Source organism: Maribellus comscasis, from assembly GCF_009762775.1.
Classification (GTDB): Bacteria; Bacteroidota; Bacteroidia; order Bacteroidales; family Prolixibacteraceae; genus Draconibacterium; species Draconibacterium comscasis.
In genome coordinates this window covers 7765337-7783153 of the sequence record NZ_CP046401.1, presented here as the reverse complement: position 1 = coordinate 7783153, position 17817 = coordinate 7765337, and the positions used below count along the sequence as shown (strand labels likewise).

Annotated in this window: 12 protein-coding genes; 9 read left to right on the top strand and 3 right to left on the bottom strand. The window is 38.0% G+C overall.

Features of this window, described 5'->3' with window-relative positions; genetic code table 11:
* Nucleotides 1-24: 24 nt before the first annotated feature.
* The 3 genes from GM418_RS31300 to GM418_RS31290 all read right to left on the bottom strand — a co-directional run bounded on the left by GM418_RS31300 (nucleotide 25) and on the right by GM418_RS31290 (nucleotide 2885).
* Nucleotides 25-876: an SDR family oxidoreductase gene (locus tag GM418_RS31300; protein WP_158872337.1), complete on the bottom strand. Its 852-nt coding sequence runs from the start codon at nucleotides 874-876 to the stop codon at nucleotides 25-27.
* 5 nt (nucleotides 877-881) lie between these two features.
* A complete protein-coding gene (locus GM418_RS31295; protein ID WP_281350306.1) occupies nucleotides 882-1910 on the bottom strand; it encodes a LacI family DNA-binding transcriptional regulator in 1029 nt (342 codons plus the stop codon).
* Between the two features lie 168 nt (nucleotides 1911-2078).
* On the bottom strand, nucleotides 2079-2885 hold the full coding sequence (locus GM418_RS31290; protein ID WP_158872335.1) for a 2-oxo acid dehydrogenase subunit E2: 807 nt from the start codon (nucleotides 2883-2885) through the stop codon (nucleotides 2079-2081).
* A gap of 403 nt (nucleotides 2886-3288) precedes the next feature.
* Here GM418_RS31290 and GM418_RS31285 point away from each other — a divergent pair, with 403 nt between their 5' ends.
* The 9 genes from GM418_RS31285 (at nucleotide 3289) to GM418_RS31245 (ending at nucleotide 17248) form a co-directional block, all read left to right on the top strand.
* The gene (locus tag GM418_RS31285) at nucleotides 3289-4572 is read left to right on the top strand and encodes an MFS transporter (protein ID WP_158872333.1); all 1284 of its coding nucleotides are present in this window, start codon (nucleotides 3289-3291) and stop codon (nucleotides 4570-4572) included.
* Nucleotides 4569-5726: a uroporphyrinogen decarboxylase family protein gene (locus tag GM418_RS31280; RefSeq protein WP_158872331.1), complete on the top strand. Its 1158-nt coding sequence runs from the start codon at nucleotides 4569-4571 to the stop codon at nucleotides 5724-5726. Before GM418_RS31285 ends, GM418_RS31280 begins: the two co-directional genes overlap by 4 nt.
* Before the next feature lie 15 nt (nucleotides 5727-5741).
* Nucleotides 5742-6797 carry a DUF6807 domain-containing protein gene (locus GM418_RS31275; RefSeq protein ID WP_217447661.1) on the top strand — a complete coding sequence of 352 codons (1056 nt, stop codon included), beginning with the start codon at nucleotides 5742-5744 and terminating at the stop codon, nucleotides 6795-6797.
* A 193-nt stretch (nucleotides 6798-6990) separates the two neighbouring features.
* Nucleotides 6991-7578, top strand: coding sequence for an RNA polymerase sigma-70 factor (locus tag GM418_RS31270; RefSeq protein ID WP_158872327.1), 588 nt, complete (start codon nucleotides 6991-6993; stop codon nucleotides 7576-7578).
* 55 nt (nucleotides 7579-7633) lie between these two features.
* Nucleotides 7634-8629, top strand: coding sequence for a FecR family protein (locus GM418_RS31265; protein ID WP_158872325.1), 996 nt, complete (start codon nucleotides 7634-7636; stop codon nucleotides 8627-8629).
* Between the two features lie 208 nt (nucleotides 8630-8837).
* A complete protein-coding gene (locus tag GM418_RS31260; RefSeq protein WP_158872323.1) occupies nucleotides 8838-12182 on the top strand; it encodes a TonB-dependent receptor in 3345 nt (1114 codons plus the stop codon).
* An 18-nt stretch (nucleotides 12183-12200) separates the two neighbouring features.
* Nucleotides 12201-13994 (top strand): RagB/SusD family nutrient uptake outer membrane protein, encoded by a 1794-nt coding sequence (locus GM418_RS31255; RefSeq protein ID WP_158872321.1) that lies wholly within the window; start codon nucleotides 12201-12203, stop codon nucleotides 13992-13994.
* 226 nt (nucleotides 13995-14220) lie between these two features.
* Nucleotides 14221-16416 carry a Sip1-related alpha-galactosidase gene (locus GM418_RS31250; RefSeq protein ID WP_158872319.1) on the top strand — a complete coding sequence of 732 codons (2196 nt, stop codon included), beginning with the start codon at nucleotides 14221-14223 and terminating at the stop codon, nucleotides 16414-16416.
* Nucleotides 16406-17248, top strand: a complete 843-nt coding sequence (locus GM418_RS31245; RefSeq protein ID WP_158872317.1) for a sialate O-acetylesterase — start codon at nucleotides 16406-16408, stop codon at nucleotides 17246-17248. Before GM418_RS31250 ends, GM418_RS31245 begins: the two co-directional genes overlap by 11 nt.
* Nucleotides 17249-17817 lie beyond the last annotated feature (569 nt).

Below are 17817 nucleotides of genomic sequence, written 5' to 3'. Positions count from 1 at the left end.
GTCTATTGGTTTTTTTTGATTTATCTATACTCCTCCATAAGCGCTGTAGCCACCGTCAACAGGAATTACGATTCCGGTAATAAATGACGATACCTCAGAGAGAAGGAAAAGTGTAGCTCCCTGTAAATCTTCCGGTTCTCCAAATTTTCCCATTGGCGTATTGTCAACAATTTTTTGTCCGCGTGGAGAATAGTTTCCGGTTTTTTCATCCATAACCAAAAAACGGTTTTGATGTGTGATAAAAAAACCCGGAGCAATTGCATTGACCCGAATCCCCACTTTCGCAAGGTGAACGGAAAGCCATTCCGTAAAATTATTTACTGATGCTTTTGCGGCGGAATAAGCAGGTATTTTTGTCAATGGTTTGTATGAATTCATCGATGAAATATTTAATACAACACCATTTTTGTTTTTTAACATGTCTTTTGTGAAAACCATTGTAGGGAGTAGCGTTCCTTTAAAATTTAGTGCATAAACCTTATCAAAACCTTCCATTTCCAGACCATAAAATGTCTCCTCCAGTTTATCCAGATCATTTTCGGTCATTTGTTCAACTTTGGTGGTAGCTTGCGGACTGTTTCCTCCCGCTCCATTTACCAGAATACTGATTTCACCAAGTTTTTCGTTGATTTCTTTTTTTGCTTCTTCAAGCGACGATTTGTCTAAAACGTTGGCTTCTACACCAATTACTTCTGTGTTAAATTCGGAAGCGATTTCAGCAGCTACTTTTTCAGCAACCTCTTTATTAATGTCGGCAATTGCTATTTTCATACCAACCGAAGCCATGGCTTTTACCATAGCACTTCCCAAAACACCTGCGCCACCAGTAATTACGCATACTTTTCCATTCAAGTCATCAAACGACATTGTTTTCATAATTTCTACTTAAATTCTTTGTAATAATCTATATTTTCTTTAATTACGATATCGATGGAAGTGTAGTTCTCCTCAGATACTTTTCTTTTTTGCACCACATTGCGGAACAATTTATTAATTGCGTTATATCCCTGTTCTTCCGGGCGTTGGCAGATTAAAAACTGAACGATACCTTTTTTCAGAAAATCGGTATTTTCCTTTAACAAATCGTGACCGATAATTTTTAAATCCGAAAGGCCATATTTTTCTACCATCCGACCTACATAAAATACCTTCGAATTGGTTACAAAAATTCCCCGTATATTTTTTTCTGTTATTTCTTTTTTGATTTTTTCCATCCACAGGTCGGTATCAGTATCGGCTATTTCAGTGGTGAAAATCTCATGTTTTTCTTTGTTGCTAACCTGAAACCAGTCATAAAATCCTATTTCACGTTGAACAAGGTGGTTCTGGTTATCCATTTCTTTTGCAAAATGAATGACCATGATATTTCCTGTTCGGAGTGAAAGGTCGAGAAGTTTCGCCGACACAAATCCACTTTGATAGGAGTTTTGTCCGATGTAACTTAAATGCCCTGCGTTTTTAATTTCAGAATCAATAAAAACAAACGGTATATTATTTTCTTTGAGTTGTTCGATAAAATGAACTGATTCTTTTTTGAAAAAAGGAGCTAAAACAACGCCATCGGGTTGGAGTTCGACAATTTTTTTTGCTTCGGCAGCAAAGCTTTTTGAATCGGGCTGATTAAATGTAAAATGTTCTATTTGAATTCCGTAAGGTTTAAGTTCGCTAATTCTTTTTTTTACCCCAATAAAAGGTTTGTTCCAATATCCTTCTGCTGAAGGGGGTTCAGGAAAGAGCGTGGCAAAAACGGCCGACTTTTTTGATGCCAGTGTACTTGCAAGAAAGTTGGGCTGGTAGTCCAATTCTTCGATTATTTTGAGAATTTTTTTCTTGGTAGATTCGGCAACTTCTCCCCGGTTATGTAATACCCGGTCGACTGTCCCAATAGACACTTTTGCTTTTTCTGCTATATCTTTAATCCGTATTTGATCGTTTTCTTTGATAGTATTTTGATTTATAGGTGATTAATTAGTTAGCGCTACAAAATTACAGTTTTTTTTGATTTTTCGTGTTCGTACACGGAGAAATATTTTATAAAATGTTTCAGAACATTTTATCACAACATTTCTGAAGACAGATTAAATATGTTCGTCGAGCAAATAAGGATTTCTTATCATTTGTTTTATAACCCTGAAAAGTTTTCCGCCGTGGGAGCCGTCTACTACTCGGTGGTCAAGGGTGGCAGACAAAGAAAGTATTCTTCGCGGAACGATTTCATCGTTAACAACAACCGGTTTTTTGTTTACACCACCCAAAATCATTACGATAGAAACGTTTGCAGAAGGCAGCAGCGCCCCATAGCCACTGTCCAAACCCAGAGTTCCAATGTTGGATACAACGTAGGATCCAAAACTATTTGCAGAGAGTTTAATTACCGGAAACGAAAAACCCCAGTGAATGGTAAAAAGGCGGTATAAATAGAATACCCAGGAGCGGAATGGCCAGGGAATTTTTGAAAGAGAATCTTTGGATTGCATCGTATTGTTCTCATTCCCCTTTCTTGATGCTTTTATTTTTTTTGCTATTTCATCTGACAGCTCACTAATATTTAATTTGTCAATATTTTCAATTTTTACTGAACCCATCTCCCCATCCTGAAGTAAAACGCTCACCATCGCGTCGATTTGCGGTCGGTTTACAATCTTTCCTCTTTTTACGAATGTATTTAATTCCGGCACCTCCAGCTTAATTGCACGGCCGACAATAAGTGTAATAATATGTGTTAGTGTAATTTTGATTCCCTCTTTTCTTTTGGCAGAAATATATTTTTCCAGGTCGGTTACATCAATTTCAACTGAGCCGTAAATTTTGGAATCAATTGGTTTTTTGTAAATGGTTGAGGCTACTTTTCTCCAGTTGGTATTAAGATCGAGTGATGAATTCATAAAACGTTTTTGTTATGTATTTACAAACGTTTTCCTACATCGGTTGCTGCAATTCTTTTGGCTTTCGTTCACAAAATTAATTTTTTTTACAGGAATCCATTATGAAATCGGCAGTTTGTAATTTATTATCTAATTAAGGTTAAAATCCGGTAATTTCATTGCAGCTACTTTAGTTGCTGTAATATTGTAAATATAATAAGGTATGAAGTTAGAAGACTAAAGAAAGAAAATAGTTATTTCAGACTGCCGTCTTTGGCCTTCTGTGCAAATATCTATTATTTTTTTGAATTTTATTTGTAGTCTTTAGCCTTGCGTATTTTCAATGCTTGTTGGTTTATTTTCAAAATTAATGTAAATACGGTTTTATTTGCTTATTTTTAAAAACCAAGAAAAACTAAGCTAAATGACTAATTCCGGCCAATTTAAAGGGAAGACAAATTTTCGATGGGCAATTGTTGCCCTTTTGTTTTTCGCCACCACTGTAAATTATTTCGACCGTTTTTTGATGGGGATTTTAGCTCCTTTACTGGAAAAGGAAATTGGCTGGACAGAATTACAGTACGGTTATATCGTTTCTTCATTTCAGTTTGCATATGCTGCCGGTACGTTGTTGGCGGGTTATGTTATCGACCGACTTGGCACACGGTGGGGGTTTACCCTTGCGGTTGGATTGTGGAGTATTGCCAGTATGTTTCACGCAGCTGCCCGAACTTGGGTGGGATTTGCAATGGCCCGTGTAGGACTAGGCTTGAGTGAAGCAGGAAATTTTCCGGCAGCTATAAAAACGGTAGCTGAATGGTTCCCAAAAAAAGAAAGGGCGTTTGCCACCGGGCTTTTTAACGGTGGTTCGAATGTGGGGGCTATTTTGGCTCCAATCTTAATACCACTGATTATTGCCCAATTTGGCTCGTGGAAGTGGGTGTTTATTTTGTCTGGTTTCCTCGGAGTTTTTTGGTTGGTTTTTTGGTTGATTTTATATAGGGTTCCCGGGAAAAGCAGGTATGTAAACCAGGCTGAAATTGATTTTATTAAAGATGGAGAGCCCGACTCAGGGAATATAAAGATTAGTTGGTATCGGTTGATTAAATACCGGCAAACCTGGGCAGTGGCCCTCGGAAAATTATTTGCCGACCCGGTTTGGTGGTTTTACCTGTATTGGGGCGCTAAATTTTTAAACTCCAAATTTGGAGTTGATTTAAAGGAATTGGCACTACCACTGGTAACCATTTATGTTATTGCCGATTTGGGGGGAATTGCCGGCGGCGCTATTTCTTCCCTGCTTATTAAAAAAGGAAAGACAATAAATTTTTCCAGGAAAGTGACCATGCTGGGGTCTGCACTGCTGGTTCTACCGGTTATGACAGTTCCAAACTATTCTTCAATCGTTACAAGTGTTGGTTTTATTGCACTGGCTGCGGCGGCTCACTGTTCGTGGTCGGCAAATATTTTTACCGTTGCTTCCGACCTTTTTCCCAAAAATGTGGTTGCAACCGTTACCGGTTTTGCCACGACCATTAGTACTTTGGGAGGTATGCTTATGGCTTTGCTGGTGGGATATGTTTTAAACGAATCCGGAACCGATGGTTACAAAATAGCCTTTGCCGTTGCTTCTTTTGGTTATTTAATTGCAATTGCTGTCATTCATTTACTGGCACCTAAAATGGAACCTTTAACAAATCTGAAATGAACTCAAGAGAACGAATATTAAAAACTTTAAACCACGAGGAACCGGACCAGGTGCCATTTGATTTGGCCGGCACTACGTGGACGGGGATAACAAATACAGCGTATCAAAATTTGCGAAAATATTTGGGAAAGGATGAAATATCTCCGGAATGGTCAGACGTGATTCAGCAGATTGTTGTTCCTTCTGAAGAAATTCTGGATAAACTTGGAGTGGACACACGCGGTGTTTTCCCACTTACAAGTCACAATTGGGATGTGTATTCAAAATTAAATGCTCGGGGGAAATATTTTGAATATGTCGATGAATGGAACTTTACTCACCACTTTCCAAAAAACGGATATTGGTTTTCGCTGGTTAAAAACCCAATGAAAGAGGTAAATTTTGAGGAAGAAAATATTGTAGAGGATTTTAACTGGCCCAATCCGTCAAAGTCAGAGCGGTTTGCCGGGTTGCGGGAAAAAGCAATAAAGATCCGAAAAATGGATAAGATTGTAATAACCAAAGGTTTTTGTGCCGGACTTTTTGAAATGCATCAACGTGTGCGAGGAATGGAAAATGCTATGGTTGACCCATTTCTGTTTCCGCTAAACTCTGATAAATTAGTTGGAAAACTGGCTGATTTAAAAATTGAATTTTGGGATTCTTTGTTGAATGAAGTCGGTGATGTTGTAGATATTGTGGGTGAAGGCGATGACTATGGAACACAACAATCGCAATTGATTAGCCCCGGGCATTTCCGCGAGTACTACAAACCGCATTTTGTTCGGATTTTAAAGTTGATAAAAGAGAAAGCGCCTCATGTAAAACTGATGTTTCATTCTTGTGGAAATGTGCGTTCAATTATTCCCGATTTGATTGAAACGGGAGTGGATATTCTGAATCCGGTACATGTCACAGCTGCCGGGATGGAACCTTTTCAGTTGAAGAAGGATTTTGGAAAAGAAATTGCTTTTTGGGGGGGCGGTGTTGATACCCAAAAAGTTTTGCCTTCGGGATTGACTCAGGAAGTAAAAGATGACGTAAAAAGAAATATTGATGCACTTGCACCTGGCGGAGGCTTTGTTTTTAGCGCAGTGCATAACATTCAGGCTGAAGTTCCGCCTGAAAATATCATGGCAATGCATTCTGCCTGGAAGGAGTTTGGTAAATATTAATTAAAAATGAAAAAAATGAGGTATTGTCTATTTATTGTTGTTATCGTTTTTGTGTATTCCTGTAACAGTAAATCAGCGAAACAAAATGAGCCGGAAAAACCGGGTGTTACCTTTGAAAAAGACGCAGATGCAAAAACGTTGGAAGTATGGGTTGATAAGCAGTTGTTGACTACATTTCGCTGGTCAGAGAATTTAACAAAGCCTGTATTTTATCCCATTCTTACAGCGGATTCTTATGACGTTACCCGTGGATTTCCGATAGAACCAAGGGCAGGAGAAAGAGCCGATCATCCCCACCAGATTGGGATGTGGTTTACGTATGGAAATGTGAATGGTCTTGATTTTTGGGGAAATGGCTCGCAGGGTTTGGGAACCACCAATTTGAATGGTGGGGTTATAAAACACCTAGAAACCAGTGAACTAAAAGAAGGAAAAGGAGAAGGTTCTTTTATTTCAGAAGAGAGTTGGCAGGACACTACCGGGACAGAAATACTGCACGAAAAGACGGAATATCATTTTATTGCACAGGGTGAAAATCGAATAATCGACAGGATGACCACGTTAACTGCTGGCGAAAACGACGTTCAAATGCCGGACACAAAAGAAGGAATGTTTGGAATCAGGGCGGCACGTTCGCTTGAGTTGCCCGATAACGGAAACATTCTTTTGTACAACGAGGACGGAACAACAACCAGAACAAGAGACACACTAAATGCCAATATTACCGGTAATTACACAAGCAGCGAGGGGGTAACTGGTTTGGAAGTTTGGGGAACCAGGGCCCGGTGGATGAGATTACAGGGCAAAACTGATGGTGAAAATATTTCTGTAATCATCTGTGATCATCCTCAGAATCCAAACTATCCTACTTACTGGCATGCCCGTGGTTATGGATTGTTTGCTGCAAATCCTTTTGGTGTGAAAGATTTTACAAACGGTGCCGAAACATTTGATTTTTCCATTCCGGCCGGTCAGTCGGCAACTTTCAGGTACCGGGTTATTATTAATTCCGGAGAGCAATTGTCAATTGACAAAATAAATCAGCTTGCTGATGAATTTGCTTCTGAATAGGAATTGAATTAGTTGTTGCAGAAATAAGTGGTAGCTTTTCTTTTTTTTGAATTTAAATCAGGAATAAATTTTACATTGTTTATTACTTTTTATTTTATGTGAAAATCGAAATATTACTTTTGCATCATTTTTTACCGTTTAATTTTATGTCATCTTATAAAAAATGAGGCTTGATTAAAATGCCATTCTTATTATGACTGACCTTGCTGAAAATACGATCTTTCAAAAAGTAAAGAACGGCGATCGTTCAGCCTTCCGGATTTTGTTTCAAAGATATTTTCAGCCACTTTTTCTTTTTGCTTCGAAATTTGTTGACCAAGAGCAGGCAAAAGATATAGTCCAGGATTGTTTTTATGAATTGTGGCAAAACAGGAGAAAAACCGAAATTACTACCTCGGTATCTGCTTATCTTTTTACGATTGTTAAAAACCGGTGCTTCAAATATTTAAAAACCGAGCAGAAAAAGAGACTTCATCAGGATAATTTTGGAATGCTTTTAAAACAGGAAGAATTGTTATACTATACGAATTCGGAAAAAAGTATTCTGGAGTTTGGCGTAAGGGACAGGATTGAAAAGGTCATTGTCCAATTGCCTGAAAAGTGTCGCCAGGTATTTGAAAAGAGCCGGCATGAAGGACTCACCAATAAAGAAATTGCCGGGGTTTTTAATATTTCGGTAAAAGCCGTTGAAAAACATATTTCTAAAGCCCTTCAGTTATTTCGGGAAGAATTTAAAGATATGCTACTCATTCTTGTAGCGCTGCTATTCAATAAATTTTAAAAAAAAATCAAAATGGGAGGTAGGGTTCCTATCGCCATAAATACTCGTATTAAAAATGGAAAATCAAAAATTTTCAAATATTGAGTTGGTAATTCAACGTTTCGTGCAGGGACAAGCTTCTGTCGAAGACGAAAAACTGCTTTATAGCTGGATTAAAGAAAATCCTGAAAACCGTAAACGTTTGTTTCAGGAAAAAGATATTTGGGAAAGTGCAAAGTTGGGAACAAAACAACTGAATGATTTGGAACTGGATCAGTGGCTGTCGCTTCAGGATCGAATTGCGTCACGGAAATTAAGGTTCTCCGGTGTAACAGAAATAATGAAAATTGCGGCCATTGTAATAATCTCACTGGGAGTAGGTTGGATTGGAAGATATTTATATTCACAGCACCCGTTCATTAAAAAAACGGTTGAAATGAAAACGGTTGAAGCTACAAAAGGACAGCTGAAAGAAGTTTTCCTGGCCGATGGTACACATGTTTGGATAAATTCCGATTCAGAGCTTTCTTTTCCTTCCCGTTTCGACGCTAATAACAGAAGAGTTGAACTCGCCGGAGAAGCTTATTTTGAAGTAAAAGCCAACGAGGAGAAGCCTTTTTACGTGAAAACAAAAAGTCATACAGTAAAAGTGGTGGGAACCCGATTTAATGTTTGCGAGTATCCTGAAAACCACACCATCGAAACCACACTTGAGGAGGGGAAAGTGAAAATTATTACAGGGAATATCGTTCATGATTTACTCCCCGGGGAACAATCAAGTTTTAATACTGAAACCTCAAAGGTGAGAATAGGCGAAGCTGACCTTGAAATATTTACTACATGGAAAGAAGGCAGGTATGAATTTAGAAATGAACCGCTAGGTAAGATTTTTCAGATTGTTGAACGTTGGTGGGATGTTGAAATTGATTATCCCGAAGAATTGAAAAATGAGAGAATATCAGGAGTGTTGAGAAGATATAAACCGTTGGAGCAACACTTTGAATTAATTAAACAACTTTTACCAATTCACTACGAGATTAATTCTGATGAAGTAAGAATAACAGTACAATAAAATTTTAAACCAAACTTATGAAAATTAAAATGCCAATGAAACATTAATTTCTATTCATTAAAAAAACGGGAAAAGCACCACACATTCCCCGTTTTCATACTTTTTAAAAATTTGATTTATAAATTAAAATCGTAGCTAAACTATGAAAAAAAATTTAATTACGCATTTTTTTCTCTTACGAAGAAAGTGCAAAAAATTATTACTTCTTATGAGGTTGACATTACTTCTTTTGTTTGCAACTTTCCTGGGTACCTCAGCTAGTGTTTATTCACAATCAGTAAGAATAAACCTCGATCTGAAAGATGCATCTCTTGAAAAGGTTTTTCATGATATTCAAAGTCAAACGGAATTCGATTTTTTTTACAAAAACGAACACCTTCCAACAAACAAAACATACAATATAAAATTTGTTGATAAAAGTATTGACAAAGTGTTAGACGAAGTTTTGCAGGGAACAGGTTTGATTTACCGCGTTTTAAATAAAGATATTGTTGTTACACGTGGCGAAAATTCTGATTCAGGCGGGGAAAAGCTGTTTTCAGAGCAACAAACAAAAATGATCACAGGTACCGTCACCGACGAAAATAGTACTCCATTGCCAGGTGTAACCGTTTTGGTACCGGGGACAACTACTGGTGCTGTCACCAATGTTGATGGGATGTTTGAACTAAGTGTGCCGGCAAATACAGCATCTTTAACCTTTTCATTTATTGGGTTGAAAACGCAGGAAGTACAATTAAATAACCGTACAACATTGAATGTTCAAATGGAGCAAGATGTCATTGGCCTGGATGAAGTAGTTGCTGTAGGATACGGTGTGATGAAGAAAAGTGACTTAACGGGGTCTGTAGCAAGTGTTGATGCAAAAGCAATGGACAGACAGGCTGCCACCAATGTAAGTGAATTACTGAGAAGTGCCCTTCCCGGACTCAATACGGGCATAAGTACTTCTGCAAAAGGTTCTTCTTCATTGGAAATCAGAGGGCCAACATCATTGGGAGCAACCAATTCTCCTTTAGTTGTTGTCGATGATATAATTTATCAGGGTGATATATCTGATATTAACCCCGTAGATATTGAAAAAGTTGATGTACTGAAAGATGCAAGTTCCGCAGCCATTTATGGGGCGAAGGCAGCTTCCGGTGTAGTTATCATCACAACAAAAAAGGGAAGAGAAGCTAAGCCAACGATTAACGTGAGGAGTACTGTTGGTATTGCAAAAATAAATAAAATGGAAAGCGTATATTCCCCTGAGGAGTACCTTGACTACAGAAGAGATGTTCTCGATCGTTTTGATATTAGCAGTCCGGCAGGATATTATACAAATCCGGAAAATCTTCCCGATGGCGTCTCTTTGGAGCAGTGGCTGGAATATGATAATCTTCAGGGAACCTCAACACCTCCGGAGGACATTTGGTTGGGACGATTACAGCTTCAACAGGTTGAAGTAGATAATTATAAGGCGGGGAATACACTGGACTGGGGCGATATTTTGTTTAAAACAGGATTACGAACAGATAACAACGTTAGTTTGTCGGGGAAAACGGACAATTTTTCTTATTATACCTCATTAGGTTATGTTAGTAATGAAGGTGTTCAGATTTACCAGAAATATCAAAACTTCAGAGCTCGTATTAACCTGGACGCCGATGTAACAAAATTTTTGTCCGTTGGAACAAATATTCAGGCGAATGAGAGCAGGGAGCCGACAGGAATTCCAGGTGCAGTATCTTTGTACGACAAAAACAGCCCTTATGGTTCATTGTATTATGAAGATGGAACATATAAACATGAGCCCCATGACGACAACTTAGGGGGAAATCCATATTTGTATGAGTATAAGGATAATTTTTACAGGCAACGGGAAGTTTTCGCCAATATTTATGGAAAAATCACTTTTCCTTTAGGATTCTCCTACAAGATAAACTGGGTAAACCGGTTCACCTCCGCTCAGGATTATCGTTTTACACCATCGAAAGCTAGTCTGGGAGAAGGAGGCGCCAGTGGATCCCGTCGAGAGAGTAACCGCTACGCCTGGATGATAGACCATATTTTAAAGTGGAATAAAACTTTTAATAATATCCATGATTTTGATGTAACTATTTTGTATAATGTGGAAGAAGATAATTACTGGTATTCTTATCAATCTAATTCAGAGTTTGATCCGAATGAGAGTTTAACATACCATAATTTGTCAATTGGTGCAAGCCCTGAAATTAGCAATAACGATACCCGAAGCACAGGAGATGCATTTATGGCCCGTTTAAATTACGGACTACTCGATCGTTATCTGTTAACACTTTCTGTCCGTCGCGACGGGTATTCCGCATTTGGACAAAAAAATCCCAGGGCGGTTTTTCCTGCAGCCGCATTTGGGTGGCGTTTATCAGAAGAAGAATTTGTAAATATAGAATGGTTGTCAAATTTGAAACTTCGCCTTTCATGGGGGGAAAACGGGAACAGAGAGATAGGAAGATATGCAGCTCTTTCGCAAATGAATACAACAAAATATATATACGACCACAGTTCGGTTACAGGTATTTATTCAACCAATTTGGCGAATCAGGAACTAAAGTGGGAGAGAACTGCCGCTTATAATATTGGACTTGATTTTGCAGTATTGGATGGAAGAATCTCAGGTGCGATAGATGCTTACCATATGTCAACGACCGATTTACTTTTGGAAAGAACGCTTCCAAATATCACAGGCTATGGCTCGGTTTATTCAAATCTTGGAGAAGTACAAAACCAGGGACTGGAATTCACTCTGAACACAGTAAATGTTGAAAAAGCTGATTTTTCATGGAATTCTACACTTTCATTCTGGTTTAACCGCAATGAGATAAAGCATCTTTATGGTGATATGGTCGATGTGGTCGATGAGAATGGTGATGTGATTGGTCAGCGTGAGGAAGATGATATCCAGAATGGTTGGTATATCGGACACGCTATCGACGAGATATTTGATTATAAAATTTTGGGCATCTGGCAACTCGGGGAGGAGGAAGAAGCAGAAATATATGGCAGAGCCCCGGGGGATGCAAAACTATTGGATGTAAATGACGATGGGATTATCAATTATGATGACAAAGTTTTCCAGGGCTACAAAAAACCCAGGTACAGAGTGAGTTTAAGAAATGATTTTTCCTATAGAAATTTTGATGTGTCTTTTCTGCTAAACTCTTATCTGGATTATTATAGTGCAAATAATCAGCATTTTAACTACAGAGTTGGACAGGAAAGATTAAATAAAATAAAAACGCCCTATTGGACGGTTGACAACCCAACAAATGAATGGACACGTTTATATTCTAATAATAATAGTCCGGCTACCAATTGGTGGGAGAGTAAATCATTTATCAGAATACAAAATATAACGATGGGGTATAATGTTCCGCGCAGTTCTCTGGCAAAATTGGATATTGAGAGGCTTAGACTCTTTGTGAATGTTCAAAATCTGCCTGCAATTTCAGGATGGCAGTACGACTGGGATGTAGAAACCGGCAATCCAACACCAATGATTTTTACTTTCGGAGTAGATTTAAGTCTTTAAACTAAAAAATTAAGAAAAATGAAACGATATATAATTTATTCATTGTTAATATTTTTAATCTTAAGTGCATGTACAGAAGAATGGTTGGAGCCCGATCCCAAGTCATTTTTCTCTCCCGAGTCATCTTTGGTTGATAAGGCTGGAATGGAAGCATTAATAGTTTCCATAAATAAACGTTACAGGCACGAATATGCTCTTACTGATCAGCATGACATATTGGGCGAATGGAATTATTCTGATATGAGTATTAACGGAGCTCCTCCGGCATCAATAATGCATAACATGGAAACCCAAATGACACCCACTTCTACGGATGACAAAGAAGTAAGTAGTTACTGGAGTCGAGCCTGGGCCGGAATAAAAGACGCAAATATTATTATTTCCAGAATAGATGACGTAGAATTTAGTTCAGAAGCTGATAAAAATGAAATACTTGCGAATGGGTACTTTAGCAGGGCGTACTGGTATTATCGTCTGGTTCATCAGTTTGGCGACGTACCTTTATTATTGGAGGAAGTAACTTCCCCCAGACTGGATTTTTATACGCACACCAGAGAAACCATTTTAAAACAAATCGCCGGTGATTTGGAATTTGCTGTACAATGGCTTCCTGAAGATGTTTCTCCGGGAAAGATTAACGGCGCAGCAGGATCTTTTTTGCTTACAAAGTGTTATCTCGCTCTCCGTGAATTTGATAAAGCTATTGCAGAAGCCTCAAAAATTATTGACGGAGGGAAATATCATTTGATGACCGAAAGATTTGGAACAACAGAGCCGGAGTTTTATGAATATCCGATTCTTAATCCGGATGAATTTGATGTTATTTGGGATTTACATCAGAAGAATAACAAAAGTTTAGCTGAAAACAAGGAAGCTATTTTTGTTGTACAGGATGAGTATTTGGTAGAAGGAGGAACGGAACGTGGTGAAGGTGCTGGCAAAATGAGAGACACCGGACCAACCTGGTGGCACTCTGCTGTTCTGGACCCCAATGGAGCCAGAGGAACCACAGATAATGACTACGATACCGGTCTTATGATGATTAAACAACTTGGAAGGGGAGTTGGAAGGATGATTCCATGTCAGTTTTTCAGAGATATGCGGTGGGAGGATACAACTGATATAAGGTATTCACATAATAATTATTTTGGAATGGAAAGATATATATACAACAATCCAAATTCTGACTATTACGGGCAATCCTTCAACGGTAATTTTATTACGGATATACGTGCCTGGTATCCAATAATGTATAACAAACTTGTTTATATCGACGATTCAAAAAATCCAAAGCCAAATGGAGCATGGAGCGATATGTATGTTTACAGACTGGCAGAACTTTATCTGTTAAGAGCTGAGGCTTACTGGTGGAAAGGTGATATTCCCAATGCCACAAAAGATGTAAATACAGTTCGTGCCCGGGCGCAGGCAAGTCAGAAGGAAACTGTGGATATTGATTATATTTTTGATGAACGCGCCCGCGAGTTATATTGGGAAACACCCCGAAAGTGTGAGTTAACGAGAGTAGCGTACATTATGGCCCAACTGGGACAAGATGGATATTCTTTGGAAAACATGCACGAAAATAACTGGTTTTATGACCGTGTAATGAGAAGGAATAATTTTTACAGAGATGAAGTATTAAATGTTTCAAATATTTACCGAATGTTACCTTATCATGTATATTGGCCAATAAAAGAAGAAGTTATAAAATCCAATTCTTTAGGGCATATTAATCAAAATATGGGATATCCGGGGTCAGAAAACAATATTTCTCCGTTAACCGATCCAAACCAGCAGAAGCCTAATTAAATAGCTTAAATCAACTTCTTTATTACTGCACAGCGTTAATAGAGAAGTTGATTGTTTTCTGGAACTGAATTTAATTTTGAAAAGAAAGATCATTTTATAAATTAAAGATGTTTCCTACCTCATTGCTGTTAATACTTAGATCCCCTGCTAAAGAGAAAAATTGTAATTAACCAGAAATAATTAGCTAAATTCAATACAGACGTTTTACCTTTTTAATTCATAAGTTATGATGAAATTAATAATCAACGAGATTCAAATAAGACTTCAGAAAATATTTCATCCATTTGTTTTTTTAATCATCTTTATTCCTGTTTTATATATTTCCTGTAATACAAACCAAGGAAATACCCACAATATTGATTTAGCCAATGGAAATGAAAGTAATCTCATTGTCCTCGGCACACCCGATGCTGAAGGAGAAACAAGTTCTAGAGAAATCATCCTTCCTGAGTTTACTGAATATTGCCATGTGGCTGCCGATTCAAATATGTTTCGCTGGATTGGGGCCAGCAACCGGATGTTCCCTTGGGTAGGAAAAACGGATTTGACTTCTATTTTTGTGCCGAAAACTCCCATTCCTCCAAGGATTCCAATGCCCAATAAACGGGCTTTAATGATGTTGTTAAAATTAGCTGACGGGAAGTTTATGACCATCATGCCACTATCGGGTGAAGCATCTGTAAGTTGGTTAGAGACGCAAAAGGATGGAAAGCTTATTGTGGACTATGGTACGCTCGGAACAAAGCCTGTTCCTCAAACTGCAGAAGTACCTTTATTGGCTTGGGCAGTAGGAGAGAATGTGTATGAGTCAATTTTTAAAGTCTGGAAAAACCTGGCAAATTCAGCGCTGTATAAAAACAAAGTAAGTTTAAGGTCTCATAAAAAGTATCCTGAACCAATGAAGTATTTGGGCTGGTGTACCTGGGAGCAATATCATAAAAATATCAACGAAGAAATAATACAGAATGCCGTAAACAATATTGAAAAGTCAGATATTCCTGTACGTTGGTTGCTTATTGATGACGGGCATCAAACGTTAAAAGACGGACGGATGTTTTCCCTGGAACCCGACAAAAACAAGTTTCCCAATGGCTGGGAGCCCATAATTGCAAGTAGAAAGGAGGACAAAATAAAATGGATGGGCATTTGGCATACCTTGTTAATGCATTGGAACAATGTTTCGCCCGAACACGAAATGACTGATTTGGCACCATATTTAATGCCACAGCCTGTTAAAAGGGAGAAAAATCCAAAGGATAATCAGTATTTGGAGGACGCAGATGTTAGATTTGAAGCTTTAATTCCGAAAGATAATCAAGAGGACAGTGAGATTTTTTATATGCGTTTTATGAAAAAGATAAAAGACATTGGATTTGATTTTCTTAAAACCGATAATGTTTCTCGTTCTACTATTGAATATTATGGAACACCTAATCCTGCAAGGGCACAAATGAACAATGTACTTTCATTGGAAAAATCATGCTTTTCCTACAATCTGGGGCTGATGAATTGTAGTGCACAAAACACAATCGACCTGTTAAATGCTACCCACAGCGCAACAATGCGAACCAGCCCCGACTACCAGAAAAACAATCTGGCAACGTCAAAATCGCAAATATTACAATCGGTTTTTAATGTCGTTTGGCTGGGACAGACTTTATGGCCTGACCATGATATGTTTCACTCGTCAGATACGCAGGTGGGAGAAACAATGGCCGTAACAAAAGCCATGTCTGGTGGTCCAATATATCTTTCAGACGCACCGGAGGACTTTCATAAAGAAGTTATAATGCCTTTGTGTTATAACGATGGCTTGTTGATACGGCCCGAAGCACCCGGAGTTCCGTTACCCGAAAGTGTATTTTCAGATGCACTCTATGAGAAAAAAAATGTTTATAAAGTTATTTCACCTCTTAAGAATAAAGCATGTGCCATTGCAGCTTATAATCTTTCGGTAGATAACGAAGAGGCATTAAATGGGCACATTTCAGCTGAAGACTATTCCAATTCCGGAGTGATGATGCAACCTTATCCCGGGAAGTGGTCAATTCCACAAGAAGGATTGATCATTTATAATTGGAAAGAAAAGGAAGGCCAGAAAATTGATGAAAACGGAATTGATTTTGAAATAAAAGGTTTTGGACACAAATTGTACTTGATGTGTCCGGTAGAAGGAGGTTGGGCCGTGGTTGGGCGGCCTGATAAATATTTATCTCCGTCAACCGTTGAAATTCAAAACATAGACAGAAGTAGTTTGAATTTAACAGTACATGAACCAGGAAACATTGTTTTATATTCTGAAAAAGGTACGCCAAAATCAGATCAATTCGAATTTGAAGCTTTGGGAAATAATTTTTTCGAAGGCGAAATCTTAGAAATAGAAGATGCAAAAACATTCAATATTTATCGGGATGAAGATTAGGCAGGTAAAAATAATTGCAGGCAAATTTTTCGTTTTATCCGTGCTTATGTTCTTGGTTTCATGGATTTCATGCTCAAAAGAAGAGCCTGGAGAAACAGAACCGAAGGACGAAAATAATAAAACCGTTTGGGTTTTCCTTATGGCTGGCCAGTCCAACATGGCCGGCAGAGGAGCGGTTGAGGCACAGGACCTGATTACCAACAATCGAATTATTACCATTAACAGTGGAAACAATTGGATTACTGCTAAAGAGCCGTTGCATTTTTATGAGCCTGGATCAGCGGGCTTGGATTGTGGGCTTAGTTTTGCAAAAGAACTGTTAAATTTTGTCCCTGACTCAGTTACCATTGCCATGGTTCCTTGTGCTGTGGGCGGAAGTTCCGTTTTTCAGTGGCTCAACGACGAAGAACATCGTAGTGTAAAACTTCTTAGTAATTTTAAAGCGAAGGCACAGTTGTCAAAAAAGAAAGGAACCATAAAAGGAATATTATGGCATCAGGGAGAACGTAATGCCAATGAAACCGATTTGCCCGAATACGAGGATACTTTATTGACCTTGTTTTCAAAATTCAGAACAAGTGTTGCCGATGATGAATTGCCAATAATTTTGGGTGAAATTGGAAGATTTGCCGAACCCGAAGAAAAGGCGGCCTATTTTGAGGAAGTCAATCAAATTATCAGAAAGGTTGCCGAAGAGAATAGTTACCTTTTTTATATTTCTTCTGAAGGGTTGGAAGACAGGGGAGATAACCTGCATTTTAATTCGGAAGGCCAGCGGGAACTTGGACGGAGATATGCAGAAAAGTATATTGATGCCAGTGGATTGAATTAATTTTTCCTGGCTTTTTAGTGAGGAATAAAAACTTGGTTTTCCAATTGTATTGAGGTGTTAGAATGAGAGGAATCAGATTGTAAGTATCTTATTTTGAGTCAAAAGATTTTTATTCGATAGATTTGGTTTAGTTAGACAAAAGGCCGCTTCAGTTAGGGGCGGCTTTTTTCTATTTGTAAAACATTGTTGTCCGGTTTACGGTGCACCAATGCTTCATAAACATAAAGAATAAATTCCTTCCTATTTCATCGTATTTGTTTAATTAATGTAGAATCGGAAAAAGTCTGTTAGTCTTTTCCTGTAAATAACTGCAACATATACAAGCATAATTTTGATTGCAGATAAAACAGACTGATCTAATTTTTTTGAGCTGCTCTTTGTTTTCAGAAGGTAATCATTTTTTATTGATAGAAAAGAAAATGGTGATTTCGAAACGCCATTTGTTGATTCTAAAGTTAAAAATATATATCAAGATAAAACCTGATAACCTCAGAGAAATGATTTGAACATCTGAAAAACAAGAGTTTGTATTCTGTTTTTTGTAGAATTATAATTTTTTTAATTTTGGC